We start from the raw sequence: 22,588 nt of genomic DNA on the forward strand, positions 1-22,588 counted from the left end.
CGCGCCCCAGCCCTCGGTCAGGGCAGATGGGTGTGGAGGAAGTCGAGGGCGTCGGGGAGGGAGGCCAGGAACGCCCCGCTGTGATCCTTGCCCGGGTAGGCGGTGACGGTCACGTGCACCCACGGGTTGTGGGCCTGCAGCGTCGGACCGTAGGCGGGCGTGTCGGCCGGCGGGACGTCGATGTCGGCGGTGCCGTAGCCGATCATGACATCGGCCGGGACGAGGTTTTCCTGGTAGCCGACCAGCGACTTGATATCCGACTCGAAGGTGGGTGTGGGATTGTCCGGATCGGCGACCAATGCCGCGGGTCGGCGACCCTGAGCATCGGCGACCAGATCCGAAAGGCACTCGGTCGCAGCCTTTTCCACATACTGCCTGCCGAATTCGGACAGGTACGGGGTAACGGATCCGGGGTGGAGCTCCTCCAGCGCGGCGAGATAGTAGCCCGCGTACCCGACCTGATTGTCGGACCCGGTCGAACTCGCCCGGAACATCTCACGCAGACTCTTCGGCGGATTCGTCCGCAACCCGGTCGCGATCACACCGGTGAGTCCGGCCGCATACCTTGGGTTTTGGGCATACAGCGCGGCAGCACTCATCACCGCGTGCGCACCCTCGGACTGCCCGATCAACACCCAGTGCTGTGAGAGCTGGACGGGCAGCGCGCGCACGGCGGTCACCGCATCGAGGATCGACCGGCTCTCGACTTCCGTGTTGTAGTAACTGAAATTACCCCCGGTCCCCAGCCCCTGGTAGTCGGGTGCAAGAACGGCATACCCACTGTCCAGAATCTGGTTGAAGTAACTCCGATTCCGATCCGACTGCGGCCGATGCGACGGCGCACAGTCATTCCCAATCCCAATCGTCCCATGCGCCCAAACCACCAACGGCCACCCACCCGCCGGAGGCAACCCCGCCGGCAAATACAACCCCGCCGTAGCCCGAGCCGCATTACCCCGCTGATCGGTAGTCATATAGGTAAGCCCCAACGAAACCGCAGCCTTGTCGAAAGACCATGCCCCATTGAGCAATTCGACACTTTCGAGCCGACCGAGATCAGCGCTATCGGCCACCGCGGGCGTAGCCGTCACACCCAACACGGCGCACGCACCCACCACCCCCGCGGCCAACGCCGCTCGTCGAACCGCAACCGCGAACCCACGACCAACAACCATGGCGAGACCATACCGCCCACCCCACACCCGCGCCCGCCGCTTGATCACGATTGGCGGGCCAGGTAATTCCTGACGGACTGCTGGAGGTAGAGGTTGTCGACCGCGGCGATATCCGCCGGTACGGGCACGGTGATGCCGAGTTCTCGGGAACCGTCCAGGAGGGCGGAATGGACCACCCAGGTGACCCGGGGAGGTTCGGCCAGCAGGTCGGCGAGGCTCCGAATCTCCTCGATCGCACGCAGATTCACCAGGTTGTGTACGGCCTCGTGGCGAACACCTTCGCGACGATCGGACCTGACTAGTTCGACGAGCCTTACGGTCGCCGCACTGCCCGCGTGGACGACGTAGGTCCGCAGGGCCTCCTGCGCGGCCGTCGAGGACTTGGTGGGCAGGCGACGCCAGACCGATTCGGCGATCGCAGAATCGGCGGGTAGACCGCCCAGGTCATAGATCGCGGACTTGCGGACTGCGAGGTCGGGATCATCGGCCAGCCGTACCAAGTCCGCGGCGCGACCCCAGTAGGTCAGAGGGGTACAGGCGATCTCGCGAACCAGCGGATTCGGATGACCCACCAATCGGGCGGCCAGTCGTGTCCGCGTCTCGTGCCCGTAGCAGGTCCAATCGATGCGATTCAGCGTCTGTCTGAGCTCACCTTGTTCGACTTCGGGATCGTCGATCAGCGCCAACACGGTGGATTCGGGAACCGCGTCGAGTGCGCCACGCGCGTCGATCGGGTGCCGGATGGTGATATGTGGCTGTGTGCGAGGCTCGATCTCGTCGGGCCAGGGCACCAGGTCGTGCACCGGCAGCATCCATTCACGCAGCCGCACAATGGCTTTTGGATATCCGGACACGACCGTCGATTCGAAGTTCTCGCGCAGATCCTCGAAAGTGACCGTGGCGGCGGCCCTTCGCCCCTCGTCCGGATGTTCCCGAAGCGCCGCGACCTCGCGCAACACCCGTTGTGTCGGGTAGAACCGCAGGGTGTCGAGAGCACCGGCGGCTACCTCGTATACGTCGTCGTGCGCGGCCGCGAGCAGCCCTTCCTCGGCTGCGACCGGCTCGGCCCAGACCAAGACCAGTGCGGCCGTCTCGCGGACCTTGGGATCGCGATGCGTCAGCGCGCGAACGATTACCGGGACGAACTCGGGCGCGTCGAACCCGAAACCCATGACGTTCAAGGCCATTGTCTGCAAGGGGCTCGTATCGTCCTCGGCCACGGGCACGACGATGTCGGCCTCGGAGCGATGCATGAAACGCAGCGCATGTCGCTTGATAATGGGATCCCCACTGGCCCACCAGGTTCGGCACTGCTCGCCGGTGACCGTGCCGTCGAATCCGGCGACGACATCCGAGGCCCGTCGGCGCACCGGCTCCGGCAAGCCCGTGTCGAAAACCATGGCCGTCAGCCGCGGAATCTCCCGGTAATCCTCCCGCCGTGCCAGCTCGTCGAATTCCTCGGGGGTCATTCGAAGTCGTGTTCCTGGGCGACCAGGTCGAAGAAGGTCCAGACGCCGCCCTTTTGGTAGGCGTCCGGGGTTTCGGAGCCGCCGAGGAAGGGGTAGGGGGTGGCGATGTAGACCTCGTTTTCGGCGAGGGGGCCGAGGTGGCGTCGGATTTCGGTGACGTGCTGGGGTTGTAGGACGTAGGTGATGACGTCGGGGGCGAAGAGGACTTGGCTGACGAAGTCGGTGAGCTCGGTGAAGACGCCGTAGTCTTTGACGCCTGGGCTGTATGGGTCGAGGATGCCGTATTCGCCGGTGCGGGTGCTCATGAGGAAGGCGTGACCGAGGTCGGAGTAGCCGACGACCGTGTCGTAGCGGGGGTAGCGGTCGGTCCAGGCGGGCATTAGCCGGTCCAGGCGTTGCTCGGGGATCAGGCGGAAGGGGACGCTGGTCACCGAGTCATCCAACCAGACCGGTGGGGATCGGCTGGGTGGGACTGCGTCTCGACAGGGGTCGGCGGGTGGGTGAAGATCGTTCGGACCCGTCGGAGTGGAGGCGTCCGGTGACCGAAGAATGGCGTAAAGCCGCTGAGCGCGTGCGCAACTGGGGACGATGGGGTGCGGATGACCAGCTCGGGACGTTGAATCTGCTGACCCCGGATCGGATCGCCTACGCGGCCACGCGCGCCCGCCAGGGGCGCAGCATCTCGCTCGGTGTGCCGTTCGATGCGGACGGGCCGCAGGGCTCCGGCGGTTTCCGGCGCAATCCCATCCATCTGATGGCCGTCGATGGTGGTGACGCCGATCTGACGGCCAACCTGTCCGGGTGGGGCGGTGCGGCCGAGGCGCAGGTCACGGGCATGTACGCCAGCGGACCGATGCGCTTCAACGACGACTACATCATGATGCCGCTCCAGGCGGCGACGCAGTGGGACGCGCTCTCGCACGTCTACTACGACGGGCTGCTGTACAACGGCTATCCGGCCGCCGCGGTGACCAGCCGCGGGGCGAGCAAGCTCGGCATCGAGCGCGTCGCCGAACGCGGCGGCGTGGTGGGGCGGGGGGTGCTGGTGGATGTGGCACGGCACCGGAACGTGGCGCGACTCGATGCGGGAACCGTCATCGGGCCGCACGACCTGGACGCGGTGATCGAGGCCCAGGGCGCCGCCATCGAACCCGGCGACATTCTGGTGGTGCGCACCGGCTGGTGGACCCGCTTCCTCGAGACCCGCCGATCCGGCGAATGGTTCGGCGGCAGTCCGGGATTGAGCTGGCGGTGCGCGGAATGGCTGCACGCCCACGATATCTCGGCGGTGGCGGTGGACAATCCGGCCGTCGAGGTGATGCGGCCCGAGGACGGGGTGATGCTGCCGCTGCACATGCTCGCCCTGCGCGATATGGGGATGCCGCTCGGCGAGATCTGGGATCTGGAGGCGCTGGGGCACGACTGCGCCGAGGACGGCGTGTACGACTTCCTGCTGTGCGCGCCCGCCCTGCGGATACCCGGAGCGGTGGGCACGCCGATCAGTCCCGTTGCTATCAAATAGCTTTCAGAAAGCAGCCAGTACGCAGGCCGCGATGAAGACCACCTGCACCAGTGTGCGCGCGGGTAGCGGCATGGTCTGAATTCCGCTGCCTTCCTGGGCGGCCCGGACATTGGCGGGGAACAGGAAGACCAGCATGACGGCCAGGCAGATCGCGGCCAGCGGTGCCGCCCACGGGATGAGAAGGCCGATGGCCCCGGCCAATTCGAGCACCCCGGTCAGCGTGACCAGCGCGGCCGGGTTGGGCAGACGCGGCGGGACCATGGCGATCAGGCCGTCGCGCCGGGGCTGGAGGAAGTGCGCCGAGCTGGTGAGCGCGAACATGGCGGCCAGGCCGATGCGCACCGCGTGCGGCCAGGAATCGAGCCAATCGGTGGCGTGCAGCCAACCGGCGGCCCTTGCCAGTCCGGTGACGACAATGAGAACGATGAGCGGTGCCATCGCGGACTCCTCGGGAGAGAGCAATCTAGACAGTGACAAGATAGGCCGGAGCTGGGAACTTGTCAATGTCTAGATTCTGAGTGACCATCGAGGAGTGACGAAGAGCGCGTATCACCACGGGGACCTGCGAGCCACCCTGCTGCACGCCGCCGCCGAGCAGATCGCGGCCGAGGGCATCGACTCGGTCTCGCTGCGGGCGCTGGCGCAGCGGGCCGGGGTGTCGCACGCGGCGCCCGCGCATCACTTCGGGAACCGGCAGGGGTTGCTGACGGCACTGGCCATCGAAGGATTCGAGCTGCTCGATGCCGAACTGCGCTCGGCCACGGGGGATTTCCGCGAGGTCGCGGTCGCCTACATTCGGTTCGCGCGCCACCACCCCGGGCATTTCGACGTGATGTTCCGGCACGATCTGCTGCGGTCGGACGATGAGCGGCTGATCGCCGCCAGGACCCGCGCCGGTGGGGAATTGCGTTCCGGGGTAGTGGGACTCGGCATTTCCCCGGCGGGCGGACCCGCCGCCGAACTGGCGGCGTGGTCGCTCGTACACGGCTTCGCGACGCTGTGGCGCGAAGGGGCGCTGGTGGATTCCGCACTCGGCGACGGTGATCCGGAGACGCTGGCCCGCGCCATGGTCGCCGCCATCGAATTCACCGGGGCAGTGGAGAAATAGACGTCAGCTCGGGAATGGCCGCGCGCAGGTGCTCGGCCAAGGCCCGCGGATTCTCCAGCGGCGAAAGGTGTCCTGTGTCGGGGATGACGCGCATGCTCGCCGTCGGGATGTAGGGCAGCAGATGCTCGGCGAGCAGTTCCGGCGGCTCCACCCGGTCGTGCTCACCCGCCAGCACCAGCACCGGGACCTCGATGCGCGCGACGACGCCCGAGATGTCCCGCGCGATCGAATCCAGCGCCCAGGCTTCGTGGGTGGCCGTCGATCCGGCGAGGCTGTCCCGAATCACCTGCTCGCGCAGGTCGTTCGAGAGCGGTCGGGCGGTCAGGACCTGGTCGATCGCCCCGGCCACGGTGTCGGCGGAATCGTAGGCGTGCACGAGCTGCCGCTGCGCCTCCGCGGTGACGGCCGGGCGCGCGGGCGCCGGGCCGATGAGCACCACGCCGGCCAGTCCGGGCAGGCGGCGCGCGGCGAGCAACTGCGCCACCTTGCCGCCCATCGAATGCCCGACCAGCACGAACCGCTCGGGCGCGAGCTCGGTGAGCAGGGCTTGGGCGTCGGCGGCCAACTGGGCGATGTCGTAGGGTCCGGGCAGATGGCGCGACTCGCCCCAGCCGCGATGGTCATAAGTGACCATTCGCCCCGAATATCGGAGCTGATCGATCAACGGCGTGAACGTCCGGTGCGACCCGCCCCAATAGTGCAGGAACACCAGCATCGGCGCGTCGGTGTCTCCCTCGTGCAGGTGAATCGGCAGTGAACCGCCCGCCACGGCAATTTTTCTCATGCCAAAACGGTATGGCGACCAAACCGGTCGCGGCCAGGTAGATTCATGACCGCTCATGGTCAAAAATGGACAACCGATTCGAACCCTGCGGTACGCGCCCGAGACCGGCTCCGCCACCGGTCTCGAAGTGCTGAGCTTCGAGCACCTGCGACCCATGCCGGTCGCCGGGCGCGAGGTGATTCGCGGCGACTTCCACGTGCTCGCCCGCTGCCGCACCGGAACCGGCCGCGTGACCGTCGATTTCGTCACCCATCCGCTCACCGCGGGCTCCATCGCCTGGATTCGCCCCGGCTGGACCCACCGCTGGGACGACATCACCGGCATGGACGGCTACGTGATTCTGGCGCGCTCCGAACTCATTCCGGCCGCGGCTCTCGGCCACCTGCCCTCACCGTCCACGCCCCCGGTCCTGCCCGGCACTCCGCTCACCGACGCCGCCTTCGACCACCTGACGGCCGAATACGCCGCCGCCCCACCCGATCCGGCCATCCTGCGGCACCTGCTCAGCGCCCTCACCCTGCGCCTCACCACCGGCCTGCCCGCCCTCCCGGACCCCACCGACCTGTTCGATCGCTTTGCTCGCCTGGTCGAGCGCTATCACGCCGAGACCCGCGAAGTCTCCTGGTACGCAGCGCAACTCGGCTACTCCCCGCGCACGCTCGCGCGGGCCGTGCAAGCCGCCACGGGCACCACGGCCAAGCAGTACCTCAACGCGCGAGTGACCCTCGAGGCCAAACGACTCCTCGCCCACGAGCCGCTCACCACCGCGGAATGCGCCCGCCGCCTGGGTTTCGACGATCCGGCGAACTTCACGAAGTTCTTCCGCACCCAGACGGCCACCACCCCCACCCGCTTCCGCCTGGACCTGTTCCCCGTCAGAAGCGATCCAGCGGCCGAATCCGCGGTGACACAGCGGAATTCACCTGCAACGCGATGATCAGCCCGATGCTCAGGTAGGTGCTGAGCGGGCACAGCGCGACACTCACCGCGTAGAGGATCTGCACCACGACGATCCGCTGGCGAATCGCCTGAACATCTTGCGGCGTGGTGGTTTCCGCCAACAGCCCCGCACGCCGGGCGTACCGCAGACTCGCGAGCTGGATCAGCCCCAGGTACAGCAGGTCGACCCAGTAGACCAGCAGGGCCAGCCGCGACTGCGGAAAGGCCGCCAGCAACGCCGTGGCGAAGGGCACCATGGCCACGCCGAACAGGAACATCAGGTGAATCCACGCCAGCGTCCGGTCGGCCCGGGCCAGCAGATTCAGCTGGGTCTGTTGCCCGATCCAGAACATCCCGAGGGTCAGGAAACCCAGAAAACAGATGAGGAATTGCGGTCCGACATGCGTGAGGGCATGCCAGACGGGTGCCTCGGCGGAGACCGAGCCATCGGACCACAGCAGCCGCTCGTGCCAGGCCTCGGCCGCCGGGACGTGCAGTTCCAGCACGAGCAACGTCATGGCGACGGCGAAAATGCCGTCGCTCAGCGCGCCCAGGCGTCCGAGATCCTGCGCCGCGATGCGGTGATAACGCGTCATGAGGCGCAACCCTAATGGCGTTGCGCCCCATGCCGTCCGGTCAGGCCGGTGGCGGCTGCCAGCAGGCCAGCGGCGGGCCGGGCGGGTAGAGCAGCGACCATCCGATCAGCGCGCCCAGGCCCGCGCCGATCGCGGCGCCCGGTAGCGCGCTCAAGGTGCCGCCGATCAGGCCGCCCGTGAGCGCACCGAGAATGGCATTGCACTGGTGCATGGTGATATCCGGATCCTCAACCTGCTGAGGTGCCGCCGGTGCCGTGGCACTCGGCGCGGGATCGACATCGATCCCGGCAGGCTGACCCTGGTCCGCCGCGGCCACACCGGCCGACAGCGCCGTGATTCCTACCGCTAGCACAGCGGTTGCTGCCAATCGTTTGACTAACATCGCTCCTTCTTCCGTACTGGTAGAAGTGCTGTCGCGAATAGATCTGGGCAACCATGTAGCCAATCCATCCGTACCACCGGGTGCCGGGCTTATGCGCGTTTCGTTGATTTTGTAACCACCGGGCTATTCAGTCGTGATCATGGAGTCGCCCTTTCACTCGTTCGCCCATACCGTGGGCTCATGAGGATCGACATCACCGATGATCCGGTCGCGTTCCGGGGGCGGGTCGCGGGATTCCTGAACCGAGACCCGTTGCGCCACACCATCATGTGCACCGTCGTGGAGAACCTGATCGGCGGCCTTGCGCCCACCGAGCCGCCCTCGTACTTCGCTTCGGTTCACGCGGGCGAGGTGGTCGGCGTGGCCATGTGCAGCGGCGGGCGTGGCGTCTGGCTGGGTGAGCTGCCCGACGGCGCGGTACCGGAACTGGCCGAGCGATTCGCCGAGGTGCTGCCCGATATCCCCGATGTCGTCGGCTCCGCGTCGACGGCGGCCGCCTTCGCGTCGGCCTGGCGGGGGCTCCGGGGCACGACGGCCCGCGCCGGGCAGGCGGAACGCCTCTACCGACTCGGGAGTCTGCGCACTCCGCTCGTGCCGGGTGCCCCGCGCCCGGCCACCGAGGCCGATATCGAACTCTGCCGACGGTGGACCGCGGCCATGAGTCGCGAAATACACGAAGCCACCGTGGAATTGAGCGAATCGGCGCTGCGGGCGCGAATCACCAAGGGCCGGTGGTGGTTATGGGAAATCGATGGACGGCCGGTGAGCCTGACCGCCCACCAGGTCCCCGCCTACGGATGGACCCGAATCGGTCCGGTCTACACCCCGCCCGAGTATCGAAGCCACGGGTATGCCTCCGCCCTGGTCGCCCACGTATCGCGGCTCCTGCTCGACACCGGAACCGGTGTGTGCCTGTACGCGGACATCGCCAACCCGACTTCCAACAAGGTGTACCGGGCCCTCGGTTTCGAGGCCGTCTTCGACCAGGTGCACTACACCTTCGGCTGAGGGTCCTCGCGGCAAAACCGCAGCATGTGCGCGGACGATTCGCGCTGCCTACAGTGGGTGCGGTTTCGGAGAGTGACCGCGAGGAGGAACGTTCGTGACCGGTGACCTGGTCGAAGCGGCAGTGACAATCGATGGGCTGACCCGGGCATTCTCGGTACGGCCGCCGAATCGGGCGGGCGCGCCGATCGTGCTGGTGCTGCACGGGAATCAGAGTGGGATGACCGACGCGCCCGCGGAACCGCTCATGTACGGGTGGACCAGTTTCGCGCGGCATGCCGACGAGTGGGGAATCGGGATCGCGTATCCGCACGGTGTCGGTGGATGTTGGGCGGACGGGCGGGGTGTGACGAGCGCCGATCAGGATGGCATCGACGATGTTTCGTTCCTGAGCGCGGTGATCGATTGGTGCGCAGAACGATTCGAGGCACCGGCCGATCGCGCCGTGGTGGCGGGGATCTCCAATGGCGCGTTCATGGCGCACCGGATGGCGGTCGCGGCCGGGGACCGGGTGGCGGTGATCGCGGCCGTGGCGGGCGGACTTCCGGAGGCGCTGGCCGGGATTCGGCCGGGGTACGCGGTGTCGGCCCTGCTCATGAACGGCGACGCGGATCCGGTGGTGCCGATCGCGGGCGGGTTCTCGCGGCGTCGCGGGCCGAATGGCGAACCGCGCGGTGGCACCAGGGGTTTGGTCGACACGGCGCGGTACTGGCGAGACATCGACGGGTGCACCGGGCCGGGCGAGACGATCGAAACCACCGGATCGTCCCGCACCACCGTGAGCCACGGGGTGGGCGGCACCGTGGTCTCGGAGTGGACGGTCTTCGGCGGTGGCCACACCTGGCCCGGGACACCGGTGCCGGAGCAGTGGGCCGGATCCCCGGGATCGGCCGTGTCCCTGGAATTCGATGCGGCCGAGGAGATCTGGCGATTCGCGCAGCCACTGCTCATCCCGGCGGACGCACGCAAGCTCTGAAGAGACGGATCAGGTCGGAAATGCACTACCAGCCAAGGAGAATGGAATGGCGATAATCGGCAAGCTGCTGCGGAACCGGCGGGCCGCCGCCGAGGACCTGGCCTGGTACCGGCCGAATCTGGGCGAGGGCGGGGTGTTCGAGGTGACCAGCGCCGACTTCGACCATGAATCGCGGCTGGACCTCCGCCACGCCAACAAGCGGGCCGGGGGTCAGGACGTGTCACCCGCGCTGGCCTGGTCCGGAGTGCCCGCGCAGACCGCGCAGCAGCTGCTGATCGTGGAGGATCAGGACGCGCCCTTCGGTGGGCCGTTCGTGCACGCGCTGGCCCTGCTGGACCCGGAGGTGAAGGAATTGCCCAGCGGCGCACTGGCTTCGGACGCCACCCGGGAGGGCGTCACGATGCTGCGCTCGAGCTGGGGACGCGGCTACATGGGACCGGCTCCGGTGCGCGGACACGGGCCGCACCGCTATGTGTTCCAGGTGTTCGCGCTGACCGAACCGGTCGTGCTGACCGGGGGCCGGGCCCTCGCCTCGGCCAAGCCGCGGGAGGTGCTCGCCGCCGCCCGGGCGCACGGGCGCGGTCGCATCGACGGCTTCTACGAACGCGACTGACCCCGACCCGGCGTGAGACCCGGACATGACGAAGAGCCGCGGGCGGAATCTGCCTGCGGCTCTGAGTTTCTCGGAGATCATGATCAGTTGGCGGAATTGACCGGCAGCGACAGCACCACCTCCTGCTCGTTCTCGGGCAGGTAGTGCACACCCACCACGCGGCCGACCTGGACCAGCGAGACCATGGCCGGGGCCAGGAACTTCTCGGTGCGGGTCTCGAAGGTGCTGCCGTCCGGGCGGGTCACCACCAGGACCAGGTCCAGGCGCGAGTGGCCGTCGCGGATCTCACCCGGCACGCTCAGCGAGCGCACCACCGCCTGGGCCGCGATGCCGCGCCGGGCGATATCGATCTTGGCCGGCGTGGTGAAGCCCTTGCGAATCATGGCCGCGTTCATGGCATCCTGCGCGGCGGCGGTATCGCCGGACAGGTCCACCTCGACCTTGTCGAGCCGGTCGGGCAGGTAGCGGACCGGCAGCACCACGCCGGGGCGCAGCAGCGCCAGCTGGGTCAGCGGCACGATCATCTTGGCGTGCGAGGGAAAGACCTTCCCGTCGGAGCCCTCGACCCGGAAGTCGATGCGCACCTGCGGCTGTTCGTTGAGGTAGACGCCGGTCTGCCGGACACCCTCGACGGTGCCCAGGCCCATCAGACCATGACGGAACTCGGAGCTGTTGTTGCCGGTGAGAGCCGACAGGATGCCGTCGCCGGTGAAGGCGAAGGCGATGGGGATGACGGTCAGGGCGATGATCGGCAGCGCCATCTGCGGGCCGACCCAGCCGAAGACATCGTGGGAGGTGAGGCCGTGCCACAGGTAGTAGCCGATGGCGAGCACGCCGAAAGCGAGAGCGGCGTAACGGATCTGGTTCTTCATGTACTTTCCCGATCTTGGAGACGTGGGTGATGGACCCGCTCATGCCCGATGGCACGAGCGGGGTGGAACAGGGGTTGGTCAGCCGCCGACGACGGTCGAGCAGGCGAAGACGATCTCGAACTTCTCGGTCTTGGGTCCGGCCATCGGGTTGGACATGTCCACCCCGCCGACGCCCTCGCCGGTGACGGTGTAGGTATTGCCGCTCTTGGTCACCGTGGCCGAACCGCCCGGCATGCCATTGCCGAAGCCCAGCGCGTACGGCTGGCCGTTCGCGCCGCCCTTGGTGCCCGCGATGCCGACGGCCTGCACGGTGTCGGTGCCGGTGATGGTGGCGCTCGCGGTCAGCGTGCCGTAGGTGGCGTTGCTCTGGTCGGTGAGGGCCAGGGCCAGGTTGCCGCCCTGCTTGGCGCAGGTGGTGTCGAACTTGGCGGAGATGGGCTTGCCGTCGACCGATGCCGACGAGGAGCCACCGGAGGCATTGCCGGGGGCGGAGGTCTGCGGGCCAGCCGGGGCGGCGGTGGTGGCCTTGGTCGTCGTGGAGCTGGAGCTGCTGGAGTTGCTGCTGCATCCGGTGACCAGCAGGGCGGTGGCCGCGGTGGCGGCCAGGATGGCGGTGGTCAGGCGGATCGGCTTGGTGTTCATGGTCTTTCCTCGTTCTCGTGAAGCTGGTTCCGGGGTGGAACCGATGACGCAACGGTAGGAATCGAGACCCCGCCTACCGATCCCAACTTCCGCCGCTTGCGGGGTGCGGAAACTGGGATAACCTGGGCGAATGCGACGACCGCGGGCCATGGTGCTGGATGAGGTGTGGCGCCGCCTCGACGGTGTCGAACCCTTGAGCGGACCACACGGCGGACCCCTGCGGCGCACCGTCAAACTCATCCTCGACCCGCTGGTCATTCGACCGGTTCAGCATCCGCAGTGCGCGGGGTCGATGCTGTCCGCCGACGGCGCGGTCCTGCTCGCCACCCGCATTCACGCCGCCGCGGATGTCCTGCGCGCCACAGCCGCCTGGTTCACCCTGCTCAAGCAGACCCGGCGCGGGCTGCGCATCACCGAGGGCAATGCCCAGGACCTGTACTTCCAGCGCTGCTTCGAACTGGCCACCGCGCACGGCATGCCGGACGCCGCCCGCGATCGGGTGGCCGCCGAGGCCGCGCTGCGCGAGATCCACGGGCTCAGCGCGGGCCGCACCACCCAGGCCCTGCGGGACTATCTGGCCGATCCCGCCCGCGCGGGCGAGCTCACCGATCTCATCCACACCGCCTGGCGTCGCCGTCCCCTGACCGAGGTCCCCGACCACTCCACCGCCCTGGCCGATCTCCTGAATGCCTGCGCCGCAACCAGATTCGACGATTCCGCCGATTCCGCCGACCTCGAAGCCGCAATCGACGCCCTGGTGGGCACGCATACCGGAATCCGCCTGTGGCGCAGCAAGGTTGGGGCCGACCAGGAGTCGAGCGGAGGTAGTGCGCAGGAATTGGGCCTGACGCTGCATCCGCTCCCGCAGCCGCCCCGGGTCGGGGATTCGGCCTCCACCGCCACCCTCGGTCTGCCCTTCGATCGCACTATCCACGAGCGCATATTCACTGTCCTGCAAGCCTCCGGCGAACGCGCCGACCTGCCCTCGATTCCCGAACTCGTCGACGCCGAGATCGCCCGCGCCTGCGCCCCCTGGGCCCTGCTGGACGAGTCTCTGCGACTGGCCGCTGCCGCCGGAGCCGCCCTGGCGGTAACTCTGCGGCCGCTCGGCGACTCCGCCGCGACCGGATTGGCGGTGGTTGCCAATCCGTCCGCGGCTCAGGTACAGCCACGCACGCTGGCGAGCACCGCCACCGGTCTACTCGGAGCGGCGGTCGGGCTGACGGGCACGTCCGCCGGTCTGCTCGGCACGACGGCCGTGCTGTTGGGCCCCACGAATGGCGCCGCGGGAACGGCCGCGGTGGCCGGATCGACCAGCGCTGCCGCCGGTTTGGCGGAGGCTGTGGTGGGTTCGGCCGGGTCGCGAGGCGACGGGGAGCCGACGGGTGGTGGAGTTGCGGCGCGATTGATCAATGGACGGTGGCAGCGCGAAGCGTATGTGTTGCAGGCGCGGCGAATGGGCGTTCGGGTGGACGCAACCGAGGGGCCGTTGGGGGCGATCGCGGCGGACCTGCGGGTGCCGTGGCGGCCGTATCTGCGGAGGTTGTGGGCTCGGCTGCACGGGCGCGACGTGCGGGAGTTCCCGGTGTACGCGGCGGATGAGCTGTGGGATCTGCTGGACGGGGTGGCGCGGTCGGTGATCCTGGACCATCGGATGCGGGTGAAGCGGGCATTGGCCGCGAGTGCGGTGATGGAACTCGATGAGCGGGAATCGAGGGCGGGATGACCACGGTGGTGATTCGACGCTATCCCGACGGGCTGTACGGCATCGTTCCGGACGACAATCCCGGAGCGCTGGAGGCGGCGGCCGGTCCGGACGTCATGGTGCTCGAGGTGTTCGGCGGTCACCTGGTCTGGAATGCACTTGCCGCACAGGAACTTCCGGCCGCGCTCATCGACGATATCGATCTGGCGCAGGAGTGGGTCTGGGCGCTCTTCGGTGAGCCGGTCGCCCTGGCCCTGGACGACATCGGCGCGGGCGGATCCGCGGGTGACGCCGTGGCGGCGACAGCCGCCCCCGCGAGCCCCGACCTCGCCGTGAGCGCACGGCGGCTCGCCTACGCGCACTGGGCTTCTCGCTGGTGGCCCGCCTCCACGCTGGACGGCATCGCGGCCCTCGACCAGGTGCTGCTCGACCGCGATATCGCGGTGCTGACCGAGGAGTGCGAGTCCCTGGTGGACGGCGCGGACGCCCTTGCCCCGCTGTCCCCGACCTACATCGAAAGTCCGCCGCTGGCATCGGATTACGCGCTGGCCGCCGGTGACGAATCGCGGACGGGCACCATGGTCCTGGCCCGCGGCACCGGCGGCTGGGATTGGCGGCGCTGCCCGCCCGGGCTCGTCGACGCCTCCGAATCGGCGGTGTCCTGGCAGCTGATCCGCGCCGCGGGCGAGACCACCGTCGCCATCAGCGTGGCCGCCCACCCCGACCTGCCGCCCGACCTCCCGTCCCACCTGCGCCCCCACGCCCGCATCGATACCGGCCGTGGCGAACTGGACGCCGCGCTGCGTCCCGCCGATGACACCTGGCTCGGCGAATCGGCCGTGACCGCACCGACTTCCGCCGTTCGCGTCGCCATTCACGTGCCGGGTTTCGGCCCGCTACCCGAATCGGCCGACCTGCTCGCCGACGGAGCCGACTCGGCGGCCGCCGCCGCGGCACTGCGCGACCGAATTCGCGAGTTCGCCGCATCCCGGCTGCGGCTGGCGGCGACACCGGCCGCCGACGATCGCGACCCCTTCGCGCCGCTGCTCGCCGAAATAGCCGCCGCCGCTGGCGATTCGGACTTCTAGCATGGCCGACTCCGCGCCCGTGGACGACGCTCCCGAGCCGTCCGGAACACCCGACCTCGACCGGGAGGGTGCCGCCGGGGCGGAAAGCCCGCTGTTGCGGGCGGGGGCCGAGGCGGTGGGCCGCGGGGAGCTGTGGGAGGCGCTGCGGATATTCGAGCGGGCCGTGGACGTCGAGGAAGGGGACCTGCGGCTGTGCGCGCTGGTCGATGTCGCGGTGGTGACGGATCGGCTGGGAGATCATGCCGGGGCGGTGGCGCGTTTTCGGGAAGCATTGGGGGAGATGCGGGTTGATGCGCCCCGGATGTATCCGGGGGCGTTGATCGGGCTGTCGCAGGCCTTGCAGAACCTGGGGGATCTGGACGGGGCGCAGGCGGCGCTGGAGCGGGCTCGGGCGGCGCTGGCGGGCGAGGACGCGCCGGGGGATTTGCGGTTCGCGTGCCTGGTGTCGTCCACGGCGGTGGCCTTGCATCGACAGCAGTGGTGGCGGGCACTGGATTTGGCGGGGGAGTCATTGGACGCGGCACGGCGGTTCGGGCCGGAACAGGCCGGGCATCCGCTGATGAATCTGGCCGCCGCGCATTTCGAGACCGGGCGGTGGGAGCTGGCACAGGATTTCGCGGGGCAGGCGCTCGCGGCCTTCGAGGCGGTGGAAGATCGGGCCGGGGTGGCCGAGACTCGACAGAATCTGGCGCTGATGTACACGCGCTCAGGGTGTTTCGACGATGCGGAGCCGCTGTTGGCCGCCGCGCAGGAGCACTTCGACGCGGCGGGGGTGGCGCATCGGGCCGGGATCGGATTGAAGGTCATGGGCTTCATCGCCGAGCATCGCGGTGAGCTCGACGTCGCGAATGCCCGGTATCGCGCGGCCCTGCACCGGTTCGAGGAGTCGCGAGCGGTCATCGACGCCGCCGACGTACGACTTCGACTGGCCGCCACCGCCTTTGCCGCGGGACACTACGACGAGGGCGAGGCCGAGCTGGCGGCGGCCCGGGCCACCTACGCGGTCCGTGGCCTCGGCCTGCACTGCGCCCAGCTCGACTACTGGCATGCGGGCCTGCTGGAACCGCTCGTCACCCAGGTTCCCGGATTGCTCGCGCGCGCCGTCGATCTCGCGGTGCCCGCCGCCCTCGCCCTGGACGCCGTGCGCTTCGAACTCCCCGACGGAGCACAGCGCGACACCTGGAACCGCCGCATCGTGAACCCCGCCCTGCGCCTGGCCTTCCGCTACGCCTACCTCGCCGGTGACGCCCGCCTGGTCGCCGACCTCATAGAAAACCAGTGCGCGGGAACAATATTGGACATCGATCGCCTCACCACCGAACCGCCCGCGCCCCTCGACCTCCTCGAACCCTTCGACCCACCCTCCGACTCCGCCTCCCCACTCCGCGACGCCCTGGAACTCGGCACCGCCCTCGCGGCGGTGGCGGCCAGCGCGGGCCTGCCCGTCACCCCGCCCCCGCGCGTCACCGTCCCGCCCGACGGCCATATCGCGCTCGCCGCCTGGCTCGACGCGGCCGAACAACGCTACGGCCGCCGCCTGCGCACGGACCGGGTGATCTCGGCATGACGACCGGAAACGGCGGGGATGGCGGAGCGCGCCCACGGTGGCGGCGATGACGGGGGATCGGCCGACGGTTTACGTCCGGATGGCGGATGCCGGGGATTTGTATTCGACCTGGCGGTGGGCCGGGGAGAGTGCGCCCGGTGGGGTTGGGGTGGTGCCGGAGGAGCAAGTCGAAGCGGCGATGCGGCGGTTCGCGGCGGCCTTGCCCGCGCCGGGAAAGCCCGGCGGACTCGAATCCGCCCTCACGGCCGGTGAATTGGCGTCATACGAGTCGGAAAACGCGCTGGCGCAGTATCTCTCGGCGACATTTCTGCCGTACAACCTGGCGGTGGTACTGCACGAACTCTACGTCCAGGGAGTGCGGCCGCATATCCGCATTCAACCCTCGCCGCGGACAGCGCAATTGCCGTGGGAGTTGATCGCGCCCGATGCGGACGTGCGGCTGGTCGAGATCGCCGATGTCAGCGTGCTCGCCGCACCGGGTGTCGTGCACGCGCCCGCGCGGGTGGCTCGATCGTGGGCGGAGACCCATGAACGGCCCGTGGTCGCGATACTCGATCCGCGGGTTCCCGGTTTCCGGGCCGATTCGGCCTTGGGATCGGTGCTGGGGCGGATGGATTCGGCCGCACCGCTGGCGGAGCGGGTGGCCGCGCATGCCGGGGCCGGTCGGCTCGTCCCCGCCGTCGGCGACGCGGTGGAGGCCTTCCGTCGCACCGATCTCGACCGCGCCTGGCTGAGCCGAGCGCTGCACGCGGGTGCGGCCCGACTGCTGTACGTCGGGCACGTGACCGCGGCCGCGCCCGAGTCCGGTCGCAGTGAATCGGCCACGCTGCACCTGTCGTGCACGGCCGCCAGTCCGGGGTGTGCTCCGGCGTACCGCGATCACCGGCCGCTGTCGGCGCGGGATCTGTTGCTCGGCACCCACGCCGTGCCCAGCGGCCACGCACACCTCGGCGACGCCGGTAATGGGCAGGGAGGCAATGGGATTCCCCGCACCGGCCCCGAGATCTGGCCCATTCCGAGCCGCGTCGCCCTCATCGCCTGCGAGAGCGGTGGCGATCTGCGCTTCGCCGAACCCCTCGGCCTGGTCGCCGCCATGCTCACCGGCGGTGCCGAACTGGTCACCGCCGGGCGCTGGCCGCTGCCCACCGATCTGGCCTTCCTTCGGCTCGCGGGTACGCCGGTCACCGCGCGTCCATTCCAGGAGGCCGTCTGCGCCATCGACGCCGCCCACGAATCCGAGGATCCGGTGGTGGCGCTCAATGCTTGGCAGCGCACCCACCTGGCCGCCTGGCGCGAGACCGGTGCGATCGAGCACTCCCCGTTGATCTGGGCCGCTTTCGCGACCGTCGACACCCGCCCCTGAAACCACCGCCCCCAGAAGTCAGGGGTCACGAAAAGATAACGGCCCCAACGCCCCTCCGATGAGCTGAACGGATGTTCAGGAAACGGAGGGCGAGTGGCACGATTCGTGACGGGCATAGTCGTAGCGACCATGGCGATCGCCTGGGCATTGATCGCGGGCCCGATGGGTACCGCCGCACCGGATGGGTTGCGGCACTGCGAAGTCAGCGACGGCCGTCAGCCCGAGACGGCGACACCCGAAGAGGTGGGCCTGGATTCGGCCGGGGTGCGGCAGGCCGTGGCCTTCGCCTCGAATCCCACCCGGTTCACCGTCCAGGTCTTTCGCAACAACTGCCTGATCGCGGGCGGACCCAACAATCAGCGCGCGGGCGGCATCGCCTGGAATCTGTGGAGCGGCACCAAGAGTGTGGTGTCGCTGGTCGCGGGGATCGCGGTCGACGAACACAAACTGCGCGTGGACGATCCGATCGGCAACTATCTGCCCGCCGGGCTCGGCGACGACGAGCACCGCGCGATCACCGTGCGCAGTCTGCTGACCGAGACCTCCGGCATGGAGATCGCCATCGCCTCCGAGGGTGTCACCGGGCTGTTCCGGCTCGACCCGAATGTGGTGGCCCAGGCGCTGGCCATGCCGATCGTGCACCCGCAAGGCGAAACCTGGCAGTACAGTCAGCGCGCCGTCGATCTGCTGGTGTACGTGATCCAGCAGGCCGTAGGCGAGGATTTTCAGGCGTACGCGCAGCGAAATCTCTTCGACCCATTGGGTATTCGCACCTCCGACTACCTCTGGGCGCGCGATCGCAGCGGCAACACCTACGGTCACGCCCACCTGGTGCTGCCGCCCGACGACTACGCCAAGCTGGGGCTGCTACTGGTGAATCGCGGCAATTGGCATGGCCGCCAACTGATCTCGACCGACTACCTGGCGCAGGCCACCACACCCGGCGGCGTCAACCCCTGCTACGGCTTCCTGATCACCGTCAATGGCCCCGACTGCGAGGACCTCTTCCCGGGACTGCCCAAGGACGCGATCGAGATGTCGGGCATGCTGCGCCAGGACAACTACATCGTGCCCAGCCTCGGGCTGCTGGTGAGCTGGACCGGCGTCACGGTTCCCGGTGGCGCGGTGAGCTTCCCGCACGATTTCCTCCGCGGCCTCACCGGCGCGTTCCGCAACCCGACTCTCCCGGATCCGGGGCCGTACGAAGACCGCCCCGACACGAGCCTCACCGATCCGATGTTCCTCAACCCCGACGCCACCATGGCCGCCCTCGGCCTCGGCCCGATGTCCTACCCCGGCTGCGGCGTCCTGGAATGCCTGGGCAAACCCCTCTACCCGCCCTTCGGCGACTGGCCCCCCGGCTGCTTCATCCTCGGCTGCGCCGGCCCCGACCCAGCCACCCCCGGCATTCGCTGAGTGGCACACCTTGGAGGGGAAATGGGACGAATCCCCTCCAGCATGTGCCACTCGGCGGATCGTTATTGGGGCTGACCGCAATTCGAGCAGAAGGCGGCACCTACGTGGAGTTGGTGGCCGCAGCCTCGGCAGTTGGATTGCAGGGCCAGGGCGCCGCCGCAGGTGGAGCAGAAGCGGCCGCCGGTGGTGTTCGCGCCGCAGGTGGGGCAGGAGACGCGGGCGGGGGTGGCCACGTCGTGCTGGGAGGCCCAGTCCTGCTGGTAGGCCGCCTCGCGGATCTGGTACCCGCGCGCGTCGGCCTGCGCCTGCGCGATCTGGTGCTGCACCTGCGGGGAGCAGTTCGTGCACTGGCCGACCTGCTCGTTCCAGCAGACGCTGTGGCACACCCAGCGGCCGCAGCCGCCGCACAGCCGGAAGTCGTTGCGCACCTGCTCGACCGCGCGGGCGAAGGCCTTGTCCTTGGTGCTCGAGGATGAGCCGCCCCAGTGATTGGAGTAGCTCTCCGCGGCATTGGAGATCTTGTCGATGGCCCGCACCTGATCGCCGAACAGGTCGCGCAGCACCCGCAGCGCACCCCGCCCGCGGGAGAAGTAGTTCTGCTCGAACGGCGACTTGAAGGTGGTGCTGCAGCGATCGCAGCGGAACTCCCACTGGAATCCGTCGTCATTGGATTCGTCGTGGTAGTAGCTGGTGAATACGACCGGACCCGTCATGGTCGAGTTATTCCTTTACGGCTGAGCGGAACTGGTTGAACCGACGCGCCCGGAGCCCCCCGGACCGTGTTTCGTCAGGTTCTTATCGTAAGACTCGCTCCGCCCGCAACACATCCCACGAATCGTCCGGACCGGACCGGGGCTCAGTCGGTGAAGCCGACCTCCAGCTCGGTGGCCCCGCGCCGGACGTACATGTCCCAATAGTGGTCGCCCAGTTCGTCATTGCTCATGCGGGGGATGCTGACGCCGGGCGGGACCACCTCGGGATGCGCGTCCACGACCCGCTCGGCCTCGCTGCCGCCGATCAGCACACCGATGTTCAGCAGGCCGACGTACACGCCGGTGCCGCGCAGCTCCTCGGCCAGTTGCAGCAGGTAGCCACGCTGGGCCGCGAGCGCGACGCCGATATTGGCCAGGTACGGATGCACCAGGCGCGGTGTGGATCCGGAGGAGAACAGCAGTGCGCCCGCGCCGCGGTCGAGCATTCCCGGCAGCAGGGCGCGGGTCATCAGCACGGGGGAGTGCAGCTTCAGTGACATGGGAAGCCGCAGGTCGGGCACGTCCACGGCCAGCGTGGAGGAGACGCGGTCCGACATTTCGGCCGCGGCGCCGTGCAAGGCCACGTCGATCTCGCCGAAGGTCGTGCGGATGGCCGCGATGGCGTCGTCGATCTGGGCGGGGTCGGTGACATCGGCGGGAAAGGCGGCCGCCTCGATGCCCGCCGCCTTCAGATCGGTGACGTGCTGCTCGGCCTTGTCGGGTTTGCGGCCGATGACGGCCACCCGGAAGCCCTCCCGACCGAAGCGGCGGGCGACGCCCATGCCCAGTCCGGGTCCGAATCCGAAGATGGCGATGGTCTTGCTCATGGTCGATCCTCGCTAAGTTGAGCCATAGTTCAAGTTACGAATGCGACGCTAGCACGAAGTTGAACCTATGCTCAACTTAAATTCGATGCCCGATTTGTAGGATCGGCGAATGCCCGCGCAGAAACCCCTCCGCCTCGACGCCCGCCGCAATCGCGACGCGCTGGTGACCGCGGCGCGCGAGGTCTTCGCCGAACGCGGACTCGACGCGCCCCTCAAGGAGATCGCCGCCCGGGCGGGGGTGGCCATCGGGACGCTCTACAACCGCTTCCCGACCCGCGACGACCTCATCGCCGCGGCCGTCGAGGATCGGATCGAGGCGGGCGGGCGAATCGCGGAAGCGGCGCTGGCCCTTGACGATCCGTGGGAGTCGTTCGTCTATTTGGTCGAAAAGATCTGTGAGCTACAGGCTTACGACCGGCTGCTCAACGAGCTCGCGCTGCGGGCCGCGCCGAGTCCGGAGATCGCGGCGCAACGCGATCGCGGGCATGCCATCATGCGCGAAATCATCACGCGCGCACAGGATGCCGGGGTACTGCGGGCGGATTGGGCGCTCGAGGACATCGCCTTCATCACCTGGTCGCACACCCGGGTGGTCGAGCAGACCGCGCGCATCGCACCGGATGCCTGGCGGCGCAATCTGGCCCTGATGCTCGATGGGCTGCGGGCGGAAGCCGCTCACCCGCTGCCGGTTCCGCCGATCACCGAGGAGCAGCTGAATCGTTCGCTGCTGGCCGATCCGGATCGATCCTGACCCGCCCCGGCGAAGCGGCGGAATGAACTCCGGTTAACGTCGAGGGTGTTCATTCGTTCGTTCGTGCGTTGGAGGTAGTGAAAATGGCAGGGATTCCCGCGGTACCGACGTCGTTGCTCGCGGCCGGTGGGCTCACCGGTGGTTTCGCCCTCGCCCAGGCCACCAAGAAGCGGCAGCTCGGCGGCGCGGTGTTCGCGGCGGGCACCGCGGCGGCGTTTCCGCGCTGGCGCAAGACGGTCGGGACCGGCGGGGCCGCGGCGCTGACCGGGCTCGCCATCGGCGCGATGGGCGCATCGCATCCGCTGGCCAAGAAGATCGGCGCGTGGCCGTCGGTCGCGGTCGTGTCGGGCGTCGTCGCGGCGGCGGCCTACATCGCGGTGGATCGGCGCTCCTGATCGCCTGTCCCATGGCGCGTCGCGAAGGGCGGCCATACCGTGGAGTATGCGCACTTTCGTCCATCTGCTGCTGTTCGCGGCCGCCATCGCGATGGCGGCCGGGGTTTTCGGTCCGCTCGTCGGCTCGGTCGACGCGCGGAATGTGCAATTCGACGATCTCCGAAACGGTTTCGCGTCGGGCCGGACCCTGGATCAGATCGGGTCGCATTCCGGATCGTTCGTGACCTCGCTGGCCATCGGACTGCTGGGCGTCGCGGCGGTGGTGCTGTTGGCCGCGCTGTTCGGGTCCCGGATCATCGGCTGGGTCGGCGTGCTCGTCGGGCTGGCCGGGCTGGGGCTGCTGGCCTGGCGGCTGGACGATCGGTTCGATCACGAGCTGCGCGATGACTGGCGGCACCTGTTCAGCGGGACCTGGGGCCTGTACCTGGTGGGTGGCGCCTTGGTGCTGTCGCTGCTTCTGCTGCTGGTGCCGCGGGAGCGCCGGTTGCCGCCGCCGCCCGGTCCCGGTTTCTGATCTCGTATTCACCTGTCGGAGTTCGTGATTCGATCTTCGGCCGAACCGCCACGTAACCCGATGACGTATCTAGGGCGAACGAGGAGGTTCAATGAATATCCACTTTGCCCCGACCGCCATTCGGAAA

Annotated in this window: 25 protein-coding genes; 14 read left to right on the plus strand and 11 right to left on the minus strand. The window is 68.7% G+C overall.

What is annotated here, in order from left to right; genetic code table 11:
• Positions 1-17 precede the first annotated feature (17 nt).
• Genes VMT65_RS06440 through VMT65_RS06450 form a run of 3 tightly spaced genes read right to left on the minus strand, consistent with a single transcriptional unit; the run spans position 18 to position 3,075 of the window.
• Entirely contained in the window at positions 18-1,175 is a 1,158-nt protein-coding gene (locus VMT65_RS06440) for an alpha/beta hydrolase family protein (RefSeq protein ID WP_326306988.1), read from the minus strand.
• Positions 1,176-1,219: 44 nt separating this feature from the next.
• Positions 1,220-2,644, minus strand: a complete 1,425-nt coding sequence (locus VMT65_RS06445; protein WP_326306990.1) for a HEAT repeat domain-containing protein — start codon at positions 2,642-2,644, stop codon at positions 1,220-1,222.
• Positions 2,641-3,075, minus strand: coding sequence for a T6SS immunity protein Tdi1 domain-containing protein (locus tag VMT65_RS06450; protein ID WP_326306992.1), 435 nt, complete (start codon positions 3,073-3,075; stop codon positions 2,641-2,643). The genes VMT65_RS06445 and VMT65_RS06450 overlap by 4 nt, the downstream gene beginning before the upstream one ends.
• 107 nt (positions 3,076-3,182) lie before the next feature.
• On the opposite strand from VMT65_RS06450, the gene VMT65_RS06455 reads away from it, so the two are divergent.
• Positions 3,183-4,166, plus strand: a complete 984-nt coding sequence (locus VMT65_RS06455; protein ID WP_326306993.1) for a cyclase family protein — start codon at positions 3,183-3,185, stop codon at positions 4,164-4,166.
• Positions 4,167-4,169: 3 nt separating this feature from the next.
• Here VMT65_RS06455 and VMT65_RS06460 read toward each other — a convergent pair whose 3' ends face one another.
• Positions 4,170-4,604, minus strand: coding sequence for a DoxX family protein (locus VMT65_RS06460; RefSeq protein ID WP_326306995.1), 435 nt, complete (start codon positions 4,602-4,604; stop codon positions 4,170-4,172).
• A 94-nt stretch (positions 4,605-4,698) separates the two neighbouring features.
• Here VMT65_RS06460 and VMT65_RS06465 point away from each other — a divergent pair, with 94 nt between their 5' ends.
• Positions 4,699-5,274, plus strand: a complete 576-nt coding sequence (locus VMT65_RS06465; protein ID WP_326306996.1) for a TetR/AcrR family transcriptional regulator — start codon at positions 4,699-4,701, stop codon at positions 5,272-5,274.
• Here the strand turns inward: VMT65_RS06465 and VMT65_RS06470 are convergent.
• A complete protein-coding gene (locus VMT65_RS06470) occupies positions 5,252-6,058 on the minus strand; it encodes an alpha/beta fold hydrolase (protein ID WP_326306997.1) in 807 nt (268 codons plus the stop codon). The two genes, VMT65_RS06465 and VMT65_RS06470, sit on opposite strands and share 23 nt — an antisense overlap.
• Before the next feature lie 55 nt (positions 6,059-6,113).
• Here VMT65_RS06470 and VMT65_RS06475 point away from each other — a divergent pair, with 55 nt between their 5' ends.
• Entirely contained in the window at positions 6,114-6,995 is an 882-nt protein-coding gene (locus VMT65_RS06475; RefSeq protein WP_326306998.1) for a helix-turn-helix domain-containing protein, read from the plus strand.
• Here the strand turns inward: VMT65_RS06475 and VMT65_RS06480 are convergent.
• Together VMT65_RS06480 and VMT65_RS06485 are read right to left on the minus strand one after the other, a co-directional pair.
• A complete protein-coding gene (locus VMT65_RS06480) occupies positions 6,934-7,593 on the minus strand; it encodes a TMEM175 family protein (protein ID WP_326306999.1) in 660 nt (219 codons plus the stop codon). The genes VMT65_RS06475 and VMT65_RS06480 overlap by 62 nt on opposite strands.
• Positions 7,594-7,633: 40 nt before the next feature.
• Positions 7,634-7,945 (minus strand): hypothetical protein, encoded by a 312-nt coding sequence (locus tag VMT65_RS06485; RefSeq protein ID WP_326307000.1) that lies wholly within the window; start codon positions 7,943-7,945, stop codon positions 7,634-7,636.
• Between the two features lie 210 nt (positions 7,946-8,155).
• Between VMT65_RS06485 and VMT65_RS06490 the strand changes: the two genes are divergently transcribed.
• The 3 genes from VMT65_RS06490 (at position 8,156) to VMT65_RS06500 (ending at position 10,569) form a co-directional block, all read left to right on the plus strand.
• Positions 8,156-8,983: a GNAT family N-acetyltransferase gene (locus tag VMT65_RS06490; RefSeq protein ID WP_326307001.1), complete on the plus strand. Its 828-nt coding sequence runs from the start codon at positions 8,156-8,158 to the stop codon at positions 8,981-8,983.
• Positions 8,984-9,077: 94 nt separating this feature from the next.
• Entirely contained in the window at positions 9,078-9,956 is an 879-nt protein-coding gene (locus VMT65_RS06495) for an alpha/beta hydrolase family esterase (RefSeq protein WP_326307002.1), read from the plus strand.
• A 46-nt stretch (positions 9,957-10,002) separates the two neighbouring features.
• A complete protein-coding gene (locus VMT65_RS06500) occupies positions 10,003-10,569 on the plus strand; it encodes a YbhB/YbcL family Raf kinase inhibitor-like protein (protein ID WP_326307004.1) in 567 nt (188 codons plus the stop codon).
• An 83-nt stretch (positions 10,570-10,652) separates the two neighbouring features.
• Here the strand turns inward: VMT65_RS06500 and VMT65_RS06505 are convergent, their stop codons facing one another.
• Positions 10,653-11,441: a hypothetical protein gene (locus VMT65_RS06505; RefSeq protein ID WP_326307005.1), complete on the minus strand. Its 789-nt coding sequence runs from the start codon at positions 11,439-11,441 to the stop codon at positions 10,653-10,655.
• 78 nt (positions 11,442-11,519) lie between these two features.
• A complete protein-coding gene (locus VMT65_RS06510; RefSeq protein WP_326307006.1) occupies positions 11,520-12,083 on the minus strand; it encodes a lipoprotein LpqH in 564 nt (187 codons plus the stop codon).
• 130 nt (positions 12,084-12,213) lie between these two features.
• Between VMT65_RS06510 and VMT65_RS06515 the strand changes: the two genes are divergently transcribed.
• From VMT65_RS06515 to VMT65_RS06535, 5 genes are all read left to right on the plus strand, one after another.
• Positions 12,214-13,809: a hypothetical protein gene (locus VMT65_RS06515; protein ID WP_326307007.1), complete on the plus strand. Its 1,596-nt coding sequence runs from the start codon at positions 12,214-12,216 to the stop codon at positions 13,807-13,809.
• A complete protein-coding gene (locus tag VMT65_RS06520) occupies positions 13,806-14,876 on the plus strand; it encodes a hypothetical protein (RefSeq protein WP_326307008.1) in 1,071 nt (356 codons plus the stop codon). The genes VMT65_RS06515 and VMT65_RS06520 overlap by 4 nt, the downstream gene beginning before the upstream one ends.
• A 1-nt stretch (position 14,877) precedes the next feature.
• Positions 14,878-16,443, plus strand: coding sequence for a tetratricopeptide repeat protein (locus VMT65_RS06525; protein ID WP_326307009.1), 1,566 nt, complete (start codon positions 14,878-14,880; stop codon positions 16,441-16,443).
• 46 nt (positions 16,444-16,489) lie between these two features.
• On the plus strand, positions 16,490-17,806 hold the full coding sequence (locus VMT65_RS06530) for a hypothetical protein (RefSeq protein WP_326307010.1): 1,317 nt from the start codon (positions 16,490-16,492) through the stop codon (positions 17,804-17,806).
• Positions 17,807-17,899: 93 nt separating this feature from the next.
• Positions 17,900-19,222: a serine hydrolase domain-containing protein gene (locus tag VMT65_RS06535; protein WP_326307011.1), complete on the plus strand. Its 1,323-nt coding sequence runs from the start codon at positions 17,900-17,902 to the stop codon at positions 19,220-19,222.
• Between the two features lie 62 nt (positions 19,223-19,284).
• On the opposite strand, the gene VMT65_RS06540 is transcribed toward VMT65_RS06535, so the two are convergent.
• Positions 19,285-19,935, minus strand: coding sequence for a double zinc ribbon domain-containing protein (locus tag VMT65_RS06540; protein WP_326307012.1), 651 nt, complete (start codon positions 19,933-19,935; stop codon positions 19,285-19,287).
• A 143-nt stretch (positions 19,936-20,078) separates the two neighbouring features.
• Entirely contained in the window at positions 20,079-20,801 is a 723-nt protein-coding gene (locus tag VMT65_RS06545) for an SDR family NAD(P)-dependent oxidoreductase (protein WP_326307013.1), read from the minus strand.
• Between the two features lie 109 nt (positions 20,802-20,910).
• On the opposite strand from VMT65_RS06545, the gene VMT65_RS06550 reads away from it, so the two are divergent.
• The 3 genes from VMT65_RS06550 to VMT65_RS06560 all read left to right on the plus strand — a co-directional run bounded on the left by VMT65_RS06550 (position 20,911) and on the right by VMT65_RS06560 (position 22,461).
• The gene (locus VMT65_RS06550; RefSeq protein ID WP_326307014.1) at positions 20,911-21,552 is read left to right on the plus strand and encodes a TetR/AcrR family transcriptional regulator; all 642 of its coding nucleotides are present in this window, start codon (positions 20,911-20,913) and stop codon (positions 21,550-21,552) included.
• An 83-nt stretch (positions 21,553-21,635) separates the two neighbouring features.
• Positions 21,636-21,947 (plus strand): hypothetical protein, encoded by a 312-nt coding sequence (locus VMT65_RS06555; protein ID WP_326307015.1) that lies wholly within the window; start codon positions 21,636-21,638, stop codon positions 21,945-21,947.
• A 46-nt stretch (positions 21,948-21,993) separates the two neighbouring features.
• Positions 21,994-22,461, plus strand: coding sequence for a hypothetical protein (locus VMT65_RS06560; protein WP_326307016.1), 468 nt, complete (start codon positions 21,994-21,996; stop codon positions 22,459-22,461).
• The last annotated feature ends 127 nt before the right edge of the window (positions 22,462-22,588 follow it).

Source organism: Nocardia sp. CDC153 (assembly GCF_035818515.1).
In the GTDB taxonomy this organism is placed as follows: Bacteria; Actinomycetota; Actinomycetes; order Mycobacteriales; family Mycobacteriaceae; genus Nocardia.